Genomic DNA, 13,790 nt, shown 5'->3' with positions numbered 1-13,790 from the left:
TGATGCAGATGTGAACCGAAGAGCAGGAGAAAGGTTCAGAAACGAAAGTGAGGGGATGTCCGATTTTAGAGCGTCAGGTTCGTAACATGGAAGCGCATTCAACAAAACCCGGCAGCACACGTGGCAGCAGCGTCTGGCGAGGTACGGTGAGGCAGGTGCGCAAAAACTGGCAGCTGTATCTATTATTCCTGCCGGTTCTGCTCTACTTCATCGTGTTTCACTACGTGCCGATGTACGGGGTACAGATCGCCTTCAAGGATTTTATCGCCAATAAAGGCATTCTGGAAAGTCCTTGGGTAGGCTTCAAGCATTTCGAGCGCTTCTTTAACAGCTTCTACTTCTGGAGAATCATTAAAAATACCCTTGGCATCGGGCTGTATGAATTGATTGTCGGGTTCCCGATTCCGATCATACTTGCCTTGATGATCAACGAAGCGCGGTCGGGCCGGTTTCGCCGGTTCATTCAAACGGTAACTTATGCACCTCATTTCTTGTCAACGGTCGTGGTCGTCGGCATGATCATGATGTTTCTGTCTCCGGTCAGCGGACTTGTCAATTTCATTATCACCTCCTTTGGCGGGGAACCGATTGCCTTTATGACGGAGCCGTCCTGGTTTAAGAGCATCTATGTGTGGTCCGGCGTCTGGCAGAGCATGGGGTGGAGCTCCATCATTTATTTGGCGGCGCTCGCGGGCATCGATCCGCAGCTGCATGAGGCCGCCAAGGTGGACGGTGCAGGCTGGTTCCGGCGAATCTGGCATATCAATCTGCCGGGGATCGCCCCAACGATGATCATTCTGCTGATTCTGAACATCGGATCCATTCTGGGGGTCGGCTTCGAGAAGGTCTTCCTGATGCAAAATTCGCTCAACATGGAAGCCTCGGACGTTATCGCCACGAACGTATACCGAAGCGGGATCCTGGGCGCCCAGTACAGTTACTCGGCGGCGGTCGGATTATTCAACTCCGTCGTCAACTTTATCATGCTGATTACCGTCAACCGGATCGCCCGCAGAGTCAGCGAGACCAGCCTATGGTAAGGAGGAAGCAGCTATGCCACAAAGCCGGAGCGAACGCATTGCCGGAATCTGTATTTACATTATATTATCATTAATTTCGCTTGTTGTATTGTATCCGTTATATTTTGTGCTTATCGCTTCGATCAGCGCGCCGGAGACGGTGATGCGCGGAGAAGTATGGCTGTGGCCCAAGGAATTGTCGTTTGTCGGATATGAGCGGCTGTTCGCCAACAAGGAGATCATTCAAGGATTTCTGAACACCGTGCTCTATACGGTAACGGGGACGGCGCTGAACCTCGTGATGACGATCGCGGCGGCGTATCCGTTATCGAGGGCGGACTTTAAGGGACGCAACGGGTTCATGCTCATCATCGTCTTCACCATGTTCTTCAGCGGCGGCATGATTCCGAGCTACCTGCTGGTTAAGGAGCTTGGCATGCTCGATACGATCTGGGCTATGATTATTCCGTCCGCGGTGTCGGTATGGAACATCATCATCATGCGTACGTTCTTCCAGAACTCCATTCCGAAGGAGATGCAGGAAGCGGCCTTCATCGACGGCTGCTCGAATATGCGGGTGCTGTTTCGCATCGTGCTTCCGCTCTCCGGTCCGATCCTGGCCGTTATGGTGCTGTTCTACGCGGTCGGCCACTGGAATTCCTATTTCACCGCCCTGATCTATCTATCCGACCGGTCGAATTATCCGCTGCAGCTGTTCCTGCGGGAAATTCTCGTCCAAGGGCAGATGCAGGAAATGGTCGATATCAGCGACGATTCGCTGGCCCGGAGTCTGATGGATGCGGAAGCAATCAAATACGCGGCGGTCATTGTGACCAATCTGCCGATGCTGCTCTTGTATCCGTTCTTGCAGAAGTATTTTGTCAAGGGAGTCATGATTGGAGCCATTAAAGGCTGACATATTCAAATGATAAGACTATAGGAGGCAGTGACAATTATGGTGAAAAAATGGGTTTCGCTCACATTGACAGCGGTGCTGGCAGCGGGGCTGCTGGCTGGCTGCGGGAGCAAAAGCGGGGATGGCGCAACGAAGGAGGGGGAGACGGCCAAGTCCAATTTCAACGAGACCGGCATGCCGATCGTAAATGAACCGCTCAACCTGACCTTCTTCACGGGCAAATCGCCGACAAACGGAAGCAAGTTCGAGGATACGCTCGTATGGAAGACGTATAAGGACATGACCAACATGAACATTACGTTCAACCTTGTTCCGTTCGAGACGCTGACCGAGAAGCGGAACCTGGCGCTTGCCGGCGGGGATTATCCGGACGTGTTCTACTCCGCCCGGGTAGGGTCGGCTGAGCTGACGCGCTACGGCGAGCAAGGCGTCTTCATTCCGCTGAATGACCTGATCGATAAATATGCGCCGAATTTCAAGAAGCTGATGGAGCAGTACCCGGATATCCGCAAGGGCTTGACGATGCCGGACGGCAACATTTATTCCTTGCCATCCTTCTACGATCCGGAGCTGCTCTCGATGCTGATCGGTACGCCGCTGTGGATCAATCAGGAATGGCTGGATAAGCTCGGTATGGAGGAGCCGAAGACTACCGAGGAGTTCTACGCCTACCTGAAGGCGGTTAAGGAAACCGACCTGAACGGCAACGGCAAGCATGACGAGATTCCATACTCTGCAACGGGCATCACCGGTCTCGTTGACCATTTGAAGGGCTCCTGGGGCCTTGGAACGAGCGGGCTTGGCCATAAGTTCGTCGATGTCGATCCGGAAACAGGCAAGCTGCGGTTTACGAAGGCGGAGCCGAAATACAAGGAAATGCTGGAGTTCATGAACAAGCTATATAAGGAAGGACTGCTGGATAAAGAGATCTTCACGATTGAAGGCGGCGCTTTGAACGCGAAAGGGCAGGAAGGCTTGCTCGGGGCTACCGTCGTGCCGAATCCGGAGACCGTCATGGGACGCAAGGAATATATCGGTCTCGGTGCGCTCAAGGGACCTCACGGCGATCAGCTGTACTCCCACGTAAAGGTGCCGATGGTCCACGTAGGGGCATTTGCGATCACGGACAAGAACCCGAATCCGGAGGCGACGATTCGCTGGATGGATTACTTCTATGGCGATGAGGGAGCGCAGTTCTACTTCATGGGTAAAGAAGGCGAGACCTACACGAAGAACGCCGACGGTCAGCTTGAATATGTGAAGGAAATTACCGAAAATCCGGACGGCTTGACACAGGACCAGGCGCTGGCGAAGTACTTTACATGGCTTGGCGGCAGCTATCCGGGATTGGTGCGGGAGAGCTGGTTCAAGGGCTCCGAGACGCTTCCGAGCGCGATGGCGGCAGCCGAGAAGGCGGAGCCTTATGCAGTGAAGGAAATTCTGTATAACTTCAACTTTACGCTGGAAGAGACGGATATCATGTCCTCGATCGGCAAGGATATTCAGGATTATGTCACCGAGATGGAGGCGAAGTTCGTCAATGGCTCCGCATCCTTCGACCAGTGGGACGAGTACGTGAACACGCTGAACAAGATGGGCCTGGAGGAATACATGCGAGTGTATCAGGCGGCATACGACCGCTACCAGGCGGAGTAACAAGCGGTTGGTTTAGGGTATAAGCTATTATTGTGCAAGCATGAGCAGCCCGCTCAAGGGAATATCCCTTGATTGCGGGCTGTTTCCGTTATTCCTGAGAGGTATTGCTCGTATATATGCGCTGAGGTTTGATATAAAGGCATAGACGTCAATTACGCATCTCCAAGCAGCACGATCAGGGGCATTGTGGAAAGAACGTGTCCGACTGGCGCCGTGATTTTTGCTGGTGATTTTCTCTATATGGAATGGTAATATTTATGAAAAGATGTTGACCCGCAGGTCGTTGCAGCGTCAGGAGCTCAAGTCATCATTGGCGGGAGTTATGATGATGGTTTAAGAGGGGGCTGTGTAGCGATGGAGCGGAAGGTTTCCATGAAGAAGATTCCAAAAGGGGTAGCGGAATGGGTATTCAGGCCGAGACGCAGGTACGGGCGCTTTCCGAGAATCGAGCGGATGGTGGAATTGCTGTTCAAAGCGATACTCATTTTTTGGGCTTTTATCGTGATTCGCTGGTTTATCCTGATCACGGTTGCGACGATGAGGCATTTCGGCGTGTTTGATTAAGCAGTATCATTGTCAAAGAGCTGTCCATTATAAGACAGGACTAGAATCAGAGTGAAAAAAGTTGTGGTAACTATTATATATTTGCTGTATAATTGTTAGTAAAGAAAAATATATCTTTTTAATTTGAAAGAAAAATGTATTTTCATGAAACCATTCATGGTATAATTTCCATACCATACAACATCAACCGGGATACCCTGGTTTGAGTTTGTTGCAGCATTTAAAAAATAAAACATGAATATGGATCTTCGGGGTAAGGTGAAATTCCTGACCGGCGGTGATGCTTCGATTCGAAGCTTAGCCCGCGACTCGCGACAGCTGGCTCTTGCAAGGCTGCAATCGCGACTGACTTGGTGCAATTCCAAGGCCGACGGTATAGTCCGGATGGGAGAAGATCAAAGCTTGGTTTGCTGTGGGTTTTTTTTCGAAAAAATCGCATGATAGCAGGCTTATTTGATCAGCCCCCGTTTACGCCGACATGCTCGGCAAGCGGGGGCTTTCTGCTGGTAAGACCTCCGTATTCAGGATGAGGAGAGAGCTAGAGATGGATAACGTAAATACCGGTGTCAAGGTCAAGCCTTACGATTCCGGCGCACAAGCAAGGGGCCGAATGCGGGGAGGGTTTTGGCTTGTCGTATTGGGAGCGGCCCTCTGGGGCGTGGACCCTTTGTTCAGGGTCATTCTTCTGAAAAACCTGACGTCGGCGCAGATTGTTTTGCTCGAGCACATCATCATTTCCTTGATTGCCATTCCGGTTTTGTGGAGAAACCGCGTTGAATTGCGAGGTATCGGCTGGCGCCATGTCGGAGCGCTGCTGTTTATCTCCTGGGGCGGCTCCGCGCTGGCCACGATCCTGTTCACGATGGGTCTGTCAAACGGCAACCTGAACGCCGTCCTGCTGCTGCAGAAGCTTCAGCCGCTGTTTGCGATCATGCTCGCCAGCCTGCTTCTGAAGGAGAAGCTGCCTCGCCACTTTGGCATTTTGCTTATTGTTGCTCTGGCGGGCACTTATCTGCTTACCTTTGGCATGACGCTGCCTATTGGTCACTGGAACGATTTTGTGCAGATCGGAAGCCTCTTATCGTTGGGCGCAGCCGCATTATGGGGCGGCTCGACGGTGATGGGACGGCTGATGGTCGGCAAGCTGAAGTATGAGACGGTGACCTCGCTGCGCTTCGTGCTGGCGCTGCCGCTGCTGGCCTTCATGACGTGGAACGAAGGAGCCGCATGGAATATGCCGGCATTCGGTACCGGCGCTTTTGCCGCGGTATCCTTGAATCTGATCGGCCAGGCGCTGCTGCCGGGACTCTTGAGCCTGCTGGTGTATTATAAAGGGCTGACTACTACGAAGGCCTCCGTCGCAACGCTTGCCGAGCTGAGCTTCCCTATGGTCGGCGTTCTCATTAACTGGATCGTATTCCAGGAGGTTGTGACAAGCGCCCAGCTGCTGGGCTTTCTGCTGATCTGGATCGTTCTGTTTGTCATATCGAGGCAGTCGGAATCGTCTGAGCGGACGCTATCGTAATGAATGACTTCTTAATGAATGACTTCTTAATGAATAATTCATAATCTAAAGCTTCACGGCGTATAACTTCCATGACCCGGCGGGCATTCACCCTTGAGGAGGTCCGCCGGTATATCGAGGCCAACGCATGATTTCATAACCGTCGTTAACAGCCCTTTTCCCTTGGTAACGGAGCTATCTTCGCTTCTAACCTGCGGGGAGAAGGCTTTTTTCATAGGTCTGGATAAAAAAGCAGTTGAAATCGGAGCAACTCTCGATTAAAGTGGTAACCAACTGCCATACTAGTATGAAAAGGTGGATGGGTTGCCTATGACTATAACGGTCCAAGATGTCATTGATCGATTAACGGGACAATCCGGATCGCCGGATGCCTCGGTCGACGGAATCGTGGCGGGGGACGGGGGCGCGGCTGTTCGGGGAATTGCGGTTGCCTTCATTGCTTCGCACGACGTGATCGTACGGGCGGCGGAATTGGGCGCGAATTTGTTGATTACGCATGAGGGCGTCTTTTACAGCCATCATGAAGCTGGGCCGGATCATTTGGGGGACAGCCCGGTCGTTCAGGCCAAGCTGGAGCGTATCCGCTCCAAGGGGATGAATATATACCGGCTGCATGATGCTCCGCATCGGACCGAGCCCGACGTGATAACCGAAGGGCTGGTTAAAACCTTGGGCTGGAATGACCAGCTCGAGAAGCATCTGCCAACAGCGGCCATCGTGGCTCTGCCGGAGGGGATGACCGTTCAAGGGATCGCAGAATATATCAAGGATCGGCTGCATCTGCCGTACGTTCGCTTTGTGGGCAGCCGGGACACGGTATGCAAACGGATCGGAATCGCGGTTGGCTATCGGGGAGGCGGGCAGCACGCCATTCCGCTGTATGAACGCGAGCGGATGGATATGCTGATTGCAGGCGAAGGACCGGAGTGGGAGACGCCCGAATACGTCGCCGATGCGGCTGCGCAAGGACGGGACCAAGCGCTGATGCTGCTCGGGCATGGGGCGAGCGAGGAGCCGGGCATGCGGCTGGTTGCCGATCGGCTTCGGGACTATTTTCAGGAGCTTCCCGTTCATTTTCTCCCGGCACGTCCGTTGATTCATATCATCTAGACTTAAACTTGTTCGGTCGATGTACTACTGTATCTGGAAAGATATCGAGAGAGAGAATATCAAGAAATTGTATGGATAGAAAGAGGTAACCGTATGTCAACAGGGCCAAGGATCAAAGGATCGACCCGGGATTATTCATATCATCTATTAAAAGACCGTATTATGCGCCTCGATCTGGAGCCGGGCACCAAAATATCGGAGAAGGAAATTGCCGAAGAGCTGCAGGTCAGCCGAACGCCGGTACGCGAAGCCTTCATGAAGCTTGCCGAGGAGGAGCTGCTGGATATCATTCCGCAGAGCGGGACGCTTGTATCCAGGATCAACCTTACGCATGTGGAGGAGGGCCGGTTTATCAGGGAGAAGATTGAGAAGGAGATCGTTGCGCTGGCTTGCGAGCGTTTCCCGGAGGAGCACCGTTTTCGCTTAGAGACCAATCTTGCGCTGCAGGATGTGAGCGCGGACAACCGCAACCGATATAAGCTGTTCGAGCTGGACGAAGAGTTCCATCAAATACTGTTCGCAGGCACGGGGAAGGAACGGACATGGAAAATGCTCCAGCAGCTCAATATCCACTTCAACCGGCTGCGTCTGCTGCGGCTCTCGATGGACTCCAACTGGGAGACGATCATTGCCCAGCATAAGGAGATTTATCGGCTGATCGTGAGCGGGGAGACGGAGCAGGCCGTGAAGACCATGGAAGGCCATTTGCGCCTGGTCGTTGTGGAGCAGGACCTGCTTCGCCAGAAGTACCCTCAATATTTTATATAAACCGCACAAAAAGATGACCCCTGCATCGGCAGAGGCCATCTTTTTTTAGCTCTGGAGACCAGGCTTATCGTATCGATCGTTGAATGACTTGATCGAGAAGATCCGCAACGCGCGACGGTCCTTCTTGAAGATCCGCGCTGCTCAGCGTCAACCAGCTGTGGCGCTCATCCATATCCAGCGAGCGTTCAAGCCAGCCTGCAACACCGCTTCCCTTCCGGTCAACCTCGACCAGAACCGAAATTCCGTCGCGCTGGGGATACAGAATCAGCTCCAGCTCACGCATCCGGCTTGCGTATTCACGTCCCGGATAGAATTCAATTTCCTGCACGAACGGAACCCCGCGTCCCAGTCGGGAATGATATTCGCAGGAGGCCGTTTTAAACTGGAACCCGAGCTCGGAAGCCGCGTCGAATATAACAGCTGCCTCCGGCCCTGGCGTAACCTCAATATAGTCGTAATCCTTCGGATCGATTGCATTTTCGATATCAAGTCCGGTATGAACCCATACCCGCTGTCTGGAGAGCGTGAGCGGCGTTTCCAGCGGAAGCGGGAAGGAGAACGGGATTTCCAGTTCATCGCCCGCCTTTACAAGCAGGGAGTCGGTAATGCTAACCTTAGCCAGCACGCAGGATTCCGTGAATTTGCTGTCATCCCGCTCGCGGATATACTCGGTCATTACCTTTAGGTAGATGCGGTCCACCTTCTGTTCCACATTGCCGCCCCGAATATAGACGATCCCGCTTACTTCCTCCCCCGGATAATATGAGGATTTCTCCAGGCGGGTATCAATCTGCGCTGCGCCGATCCCGACGCTGGCCAGAATTTTGTTGAAAAACGACATGAACGTTGTCCTCCTTAAAGTATATAAGACGAACGATTGAACTGAATGTGGGCCAAGTACGTAAAATGTTCCTACAATCGTGCCCGCAGCCCATTCATTTGTTCATCCTATATTAGGATGTATAATACTGGCTTATACGGACAAAAGCGGCCGGAAGTTTCTTACATCAAGGCATTTTTCAAAAAATATTTTTTAGGGAAATAAAGTGGTGCTCTCGCAGATTCGCCGTGCCGACACGATCGCTTCGCGGGGGACTCATTCATGATCGCCCGACGACATGTATCCTCAACAGGGCTTGCTTCCCTCTCATCTGCATAGATGCAGCGGCTTGCCGCCAGGAGTTAGCTTTCGCGGAGGGCGCATGGTATAGTGAAGTCGATACCCTTTAAGGATGGAGTATGTAACATGAGCAAACAACAACGTTCTGCGCATAATAACAAGAATAACAAGCATAGCAAGGCAGAAGGAGCCAAACCGAACGGACCGGCGGCGTCGAGCCGTCCGAAGCCTTCCGGGAAGCCGGCCTACTTGCGAGAAGATTCGAAGCCAGCATCAGGCCGAAAGGCTGCTTCTTCCAAGGAAAGGCCGAATCCGAAAGCGGGGAAGGCGCCTCATTCATATAACCAGAAACGGCGTTCAACTTCCAATACCACCAATGCGGAGGAGCTGAAGTCCGGCGATATCATCATCGTGACGATCAAGCGGCTCGGCATCAACGGCGAAGGCGTCGGCTACTATCGCCGCAAGGCGGTCTTTATTGACGGCGCCATTACGGATGAAGTCGTCAAGGCGGAGGTCCAAGAGGTTCAGCCGAAATTCATCAAGGCCCAGCTGCTGGAAGTGGAGAAGCGTTCACCCCACCGGATCGAGCCGCCGTGTCCGGTGTTCGGGATATGCGGAGGCTGCCAGATCCAGCACATATCCTATGAGGGCCAGCTTGCGGCGAAGACCGATATCGTCCGGGAGGCGTTCAACCGGTACGCCGGATTGGACAATCTGCGGTTTAAGCCGATCCTCGGGATGGAGCATCCGTGGAATTATCGGAATAAAGCCCAGCTGCAGCTAAAGCGGCAGGGCCGCGAGGTCATAGCGGGACTGTATGAAGCCGACAGCCATTCCATCGTCGATATCAGCGGCTGCCCGATCCAGCATCCGAAGGTGAACGAAGCGGTGGAAAAGGTGAAGTCGGTGTTGGAGGAATTGCGCATTCCTCTATATAAGGAGAACGGGAGCAAGGATGGGGTGCGAACCATCGTGGTCCGCCACGGCTTCCAGTCCGGCGAGCTGCAGGTGACGCTCGTAACGGCAGGCAGCCGTCTGCCGCGGCAGGACGACTTTGTTCGAATGCTGCGCCTGACGATGCCGGAGGTCAGCGGCATTGCCATGAACATCAACCCGAAGAAGACCTCCCTCATATTCGGAGAGCGGACGATAACCCTGTGGGGAGCCGAGAACATGCAGGAATCGCTGAGCGACCTGCAGTTTGCGCTGTCGCCGCGGGCATTCTTCCAGCTGAATCCGCAGCAGACGGTGAAGCTGTATGAATCGGTGCGTGCTGCGGCCGGACTGACCGGTCAAGAGACGGTCATTGATGCCTACTGCGGGACAGGCACGATTGGGCTGTGGCTGGCTCCGTATGCGAAGGAGATCCGCGGGATCGAGGCGATTCCCGAAGCGGTGGAGGACGCCTGTATCAACGCGCAGCGCAACGGCCGCACCAATGCAAGCTTCCATGTCGGACAGGCAGAGGAGCTGCTGCCGCGCTGGGTCAAGGACGGATTGCGTCCCGACGTCATAATCGCGGATCCGCCGCGGACCGGCCTGGACCCGCGCTTTCTGGAGACGATCCTCCGCACCAAACCGAAGCGGTTCGTGTACGTCTCCTGCAACCCGTCGACGTTGGCGAAGGATTGCAAGGTGCTGCTGGACGGAGGCTATGAGATCGATTGGGTGCAGCCGGTCGATATGTTTCCGCAGACGAGTCATGTGGAGTGCGTAATAGGAATATGTCGAGACGATACGTAGAAGTACTGAATTATCAGTATTCTGCAAAGTATGCTTCGTTTACGACTAATGGAAAGGACTACAGGAATAAGGTGTTAAACGATAAAATCGAGGTTTCTATTGTTCTCGACTTGGAATGGATAGATACACCTAGTGATTTTTAATTGAAAACAAGAATATCCAAGAGAGCGTCCTTATCGGGGCGTTCTCTTTTTATATAGATATTTCTTCAAAGAGCCGGTTGTCCCTCTCAGGCAGCCGGCATTTTTCATGAAAGGAGGAACAGCGAATGACGAAGGTGATTGCTCTTGCCAATCAGAAAGGCGGTGTCGGCAAAACGACTACGGCTGTTAATTTAGGTATTGGCTTGGCGACTGAAGGTAAAAAGGTTCTTCTAGTGGATGCGGATGCACAAGGCAATTTGACAGATGCGTTGGGTTACCGCGAACCGGATAATTTGTCAATTTCTTTGGCTACACTGCTCGTTAAAAATATGTTGGAAGAATCGTATCCGCCCCAAAAAGGCATTTTGCACCATCCCGAAGGGATTGACCTAATGCCCGGTAACATCGAATTGTCTGCTGTTGAAGTCTCGCTTGTCAATACAATGAGCAGGGAAACGATCTTGCGCTCCTATATAGACAAGGTGAAAAAGGACTATGATTATGTCCTTATTGACTGTATGCCCAGCTTGGGCATGTTGACCATCAATGCACTGGCGGCTGCTGATAGCGTCATCATTCCGGTTCAGGCGCATTATTTACCGGCGAAAGGAATGACGCAGCTTTTGCAAACCATTTCCCGTGTCCGACGCCAAATCAACCCGAAGTTGCTGGTAGATGGCGTGCTGCTGACGATGGTGGACAACCGGACCAACTTTGCCAAGGATATTTCCTTTGTTCTTCGGCGTGATTATGGAGACAAGCTGCGTGTGTTTCAAACGGAAATTCCGCTTTCCATCCGTGCGGCGGAAACGAGCGCCAAGGGGAAGAGCATTTATAAGCATGATCCGAACGGACAAGTAGCCGAAGCGTATGCGGCATTTACAAAGGAGGTGAAGGGTATTGGCAAAGAAAGACGACAGACGCGCCAGCATCAAGCTGACCACAGTCGATGATTTGTTTTCGACCGATGAGAGCCGCGCCGATGCACAGCGGGAAAAAGTGATGGACATCCCGTTGTCAGAGATCAGCGATTTCCCCGATCATCCATTCAAAGTAAAAGCGGATGAAGCGATGCTGGAAATGGCAGATAGTGTGAAGCAATACGGCGTATTGGTTCCTGGATTAGTACGTCCGAAGGCAGAGGGCGGTTATGAGATGGTCGCCGGACATCGGCGGAAAAAGGCGAGCGAGCTGGCGGGTATGGAAATGATGCCTTGCATCGTCCGCGAACTGGACGACGATCAAGCGACCATTATTATGGTGGACAGCAACCTGCAAAGAGAGCATATCGCGCCTAGCGAGAAGGCGTTTGCTTATAAGATGAAGCTGGAGGCGATGAAAAGACAGGCAGGCAGACCAAGTAAAGAAAATGTGTCCCAAGTTGGGACACAAAAACGTTCCGATGAACTGCTAGCAGATCAAGTTGGAGAAAGTCGCAATCAAATTCAGCGGTATATTCGCTTGACTCATTTGATCCCATCCATTCTTGAAATGGTAGATGAAAAACGGATCGCGTTTAATCCGGCTGTCGAGTTGTCTTATTTGGCCGAAAAAGAGCAGCAAGACCTTTATGAAACGATACAGTCCGAAGACTGTACGCCCTCTTTGTCGCAGGCGCTGCGTATGAAGAAACTGAGTCAGGGCGGACGGCTCAATATGGATGTTATCTTCTCGATTTTGACGGAGGAAAAGCCCAATCAGAGGGAAAAAATGCACATTCAGCGGGAGCGCATTGATCGCTTTTTCCCTAAGAATTTCACTGAAAAACAAAAGGAGGACCTTATTGTTCAACTGTTGGAAAGCTGGTATCGCAAGCGGCAGCGCGAACATGAACGATAATCTTTAGCAACATGAACAAAAATAGCCATTCCTTACTCTCCATAGTCGGGGGAGTTTTTTTGTGCCTACAAGGAGGTGACGGAGATGCTCTTTACGGAAGGTAAATGGCGAAAATATGAACGGTTAATGAAAGAAAGGCCCGGCTTCGACCGTAGAGAACCGGAGGATGAATCGGAACGTTCCAACACAGCTAAAGGGGAACGGAGAAAACGAAGGCGAGACAAGCGGAAAAGCAATAAGAACGAAGGAAGTTGAAATTCATTGGTATAGAAAGGAGTCGTGAGCATGTCTTGGACCTATCGTCATCGCAAGATGCTGGTGATCGCTGCCATTTTGATCGGCATTCTTTTGCTCGTGTCGGCTGCCATTTTTCACTTGATGAGACAAGCTGAACAACAGCAGGAACATCAGGAAGTGATCGCCCATTATGAGAGGCAAATAGAACAGTTAACAGCGACTAAAGAAGAATCGCTGCAAACGGTATGGACCGTGGCTCGAACCATTCCGGCCGGTGACCAGATCGAACCGGAAGACGTCACGGCGATGACCCTGCCGACCGCATTGGTTTCGCCCGAAATGATCGTTAAGGAAGAAGAGGCGGTCGGTAAACACGCCAAAGTTGAACTTCGCCCGGGAATGCCGCTTCTTGCTTCTGTGCTGTATGAGGGCAACCCGATTGCCAAGGATGTGCGGACACAAGAGTTTCAAATCATTCAGCTTCCGTCGCATCTGGGAAAAGCACAGTATATCGATGTGAGGATCAACTTCCCGACTGGCGAAGATTTCGTTGTGCTTGCCAAAAAGCAGGTGCTTGATCGCGAGGGAACCGTCATTTGGCTGGAGATGAATGAAACCGACCTGCTGCTCACATCAAGCGCGATCATCGATGCTTATCTGCAAGGCGCAAGATTATACGCGGTGCCCTATATCGAACCGGGACTGCAAGAGGCAGCGACGGCGACTTATCCGGCCAATCCGATGGTGTTGGATTTATTGGAGCAAAACCCGAACCTGGTTGAGCAGGTTTCTACTGAGCTGGCTCGTCAGCAACGCGAAAGGTTGGAAAGCAACCTGAATGAAATGAGCGAAGCGGACAAAATGCGGGTGATGTACGGCAATGTCACCGTGCAGCAACAACTCATGAATGAACGGGCCGCAACACAGCAAAGCAATGCCGCTCAGCAAATGCCGCAGCCCCCTAGTTTCCCGGAGCAGGATGACCAAGAGTCGGTGCAAGGAGAAGATGAACAGCCGCCTTCTTCCGTTCCGGTCGTGGTAGAAGAAGAATCGCCCGAAGCGACGTTGCCCGATCCACCGCCTGCGTCCGAGCCAGAGTCAGAAACGGACCCGGATTATTCAGAAATCTTTAATCAATAAGGAGGAA

At 52.4% G+C, this 13,790-nt stretch carries 12 protein-coding genes and 1 riboswitch; of the genes, 11 read left to right on the top strand and 1 reads right to left on the bottom strand.

Annotated features, from left to right (window positions below; all coding sequences use genetic code 11):
* Positions 1-86 precede the first annotated feature (86 nt).
* The 7 genes from NSQ46_RS23765 to NSQ46_RS23735 all read left to right on the top strand — a co-directional run bounded on the left by NSQ46_RS23765 (position 87) and on the right by NSQ46_RS23735 (position 7,558).
* Entirely contained in the window at positions 87-1,040 is a 954-nt protein-coding gene (locus NSQ46_RS23765) for an ABC transporter permease subunit (RefSeq protein ID WP_210095466.1), read from the top strand.
* A gap of 13 nt (positions 1,041-1,053) precedes the next feature.
* Positions 1,054-1,935 carry a carbohydrate ABC transporter permease gene (locus tag NSQ46_RS23760; RefSeq protein WP_007131627.1) on the top strand — a complete coding sequence of 294 codons (882 nt, stop codon included), beginning with the start codon at positions 1,054-1,056 and terminating at the stop codon, positions 1,933-1,935.
* Positions 1,936-1,971: 36 nt separating this feature from the next.
* Positions 1,972-3,591, top strand: coding sequence for an extracellular solute-binding protein (locus tag NSQ46_RS23755; protein ID WP_028404492.1), 1,620 nt, complete (start codon positions 1,972-1,974; stop codon positions 3,589-3,591).
* 354 nt (positions 3,592-3,945) lie between these two features.
* The gene (locus NSQ46_RS23750; RefSeq protein WP_028404493.1) at positions 3,946-4,155 is read left to right on the top strand and encodes a hypothetical protein; all 210 of its coding nucleotides are present in this window, start codon (positions 3,946-3,948) and stop codon (positions 4,153-4,155) included.
* Positions 4,156-4,395: 240 nt separating this feature from the next.
* A riboswitch (FMN riboswitch) is annotated at positions 4,396-4,555 on the top strand.
* A 144-nt stretch (positions 4,556-4,699) separates the two neighbouring features.
* Positions 4,700-5,680: a DMT family transporter gene (locus NSQ46_RS23745; RefSeq protein ID WP_342574946.1), complete on the top strand. Its 981-nt coding sequence runs from the start codon at positions 4,700-4,702 to the stop codon at positions 5,678-5,680.
* A gap of 309 nt (positions 5,681-5,989) precedes the next feature.
* Entirely contained in the window at positions 5,990-6,790 is an 801-nt protein-coding gene (locus NSQ46_RS23740) for a Nif3-like dinuclear metal center hexameric protein (protein ID WP_007131631.1), read from the top strand.
* Between the two features lie 93 nt (positions 6,791-6,883).
* Positions 6,884-7,558, top strand: a complete 675-nt coding sequence (locus tag NSQ46_RS23735; protein WP_007131632.1) for a GntR family transcriptional regulator — start codon at positions 6,884-6,886, stop codon at positions 7,556-7,558.
* Between the two features lie 64 nt (positions 7,559-7,622).
* Here NSQ46_RS23735 and NSQ46_RS23730 read toward each other — a convergent pair whose 3' ends face one another.
* Positions 7,623-8,399, bottom strand: a complete 777-nt coding sequence (locus tag NSQ46_RS23730) for a sporulation protein (RefSeq protein ID WP_028404495.1) — start codon at positions 8,397-8,399, stop codon at positions 7,623-7,625.
* Positions 8,400-8,804: 405 nt separating this feature from the next.
* Here NSQ46_RS23730 and rlmD point away from each other — a divergent pair, with 405 nt between their 5' ends.
* The 4 genes from rlmD to NSQ46_RS23710 all read left to right on the top strand — a co-directional run bounded on the left by rlmD (position 8,805) and on the right by NSQ46_RS23710 (position 13,783).
* Positions 8,805-10,424, top strand: a complete 1,620-nt coding sequence (gene rlmD / locus NSQ46_RS23725; RefSeq protein ID WP_342574943.1) for a 23S rRNA (uracil(1939)-C(5))-methyltransferase RlmD — start codon at positions 8,805-8,807, stop codon at positions 10,422-10,424.
* 268 nt (positions 10,425-10,692) lie between these two features.
* Positions 10,693-11,520: an AAA family ATPase gene (locus NSQ46_RS23720; protein WP_007131635.1), complete on the top strand. Its 828-nt coding sequence runs from the start codon at positions 10,693-10,695 to the stop codon at positions 11,518-11,520.
* Positions 11,468-12,406 (top strand): ParB/RepB/Spo0J family partition protein, encoded by a 939-nt coding sequence (locus tag NSQ46_RS23715; RefSeq protein ID WP_213594292.1) that lies wholly within the window; start codon positions 11,468-11,470, stop codon positions 12,404-12,406. The genes NSQ46_RS23720 and NSQ46_RS23715 overlap by 53 nt, the downstream gene beginning before the upstream one ends.
* A 285-nt stretch (positions 12,407-12,691) precedes the next feature.
* Positions 12,692-13,783 (top strand): SAF domain-containing protein, encoded by a 1,092-nt coding sequence (locus tag NSQ46_RS23710; RefSeq protein WP_155609867.1) that lies wholly within the window; start codon positions 12,692-12,694, stop codon positions 13,781-13,783.
* Positions 13,784-13,790: the final 7 nt, after the last annotated feature.

Source organism: Paenibacillus sp. FSL M8-0142 (assembly GCF_038597315.1).
Taxonomy (GTDB): Bacteria; Bacillota; Bacilli; order Paenibacillales; family Paenibacillaceae; genus Paenibacillus_AQ; species Paenibacillus_AQ lactis.
Note: the sequence above shows the minus strand (reverse complement) of the source record. Positions and strands in the feature narration are given on the sequence as shown.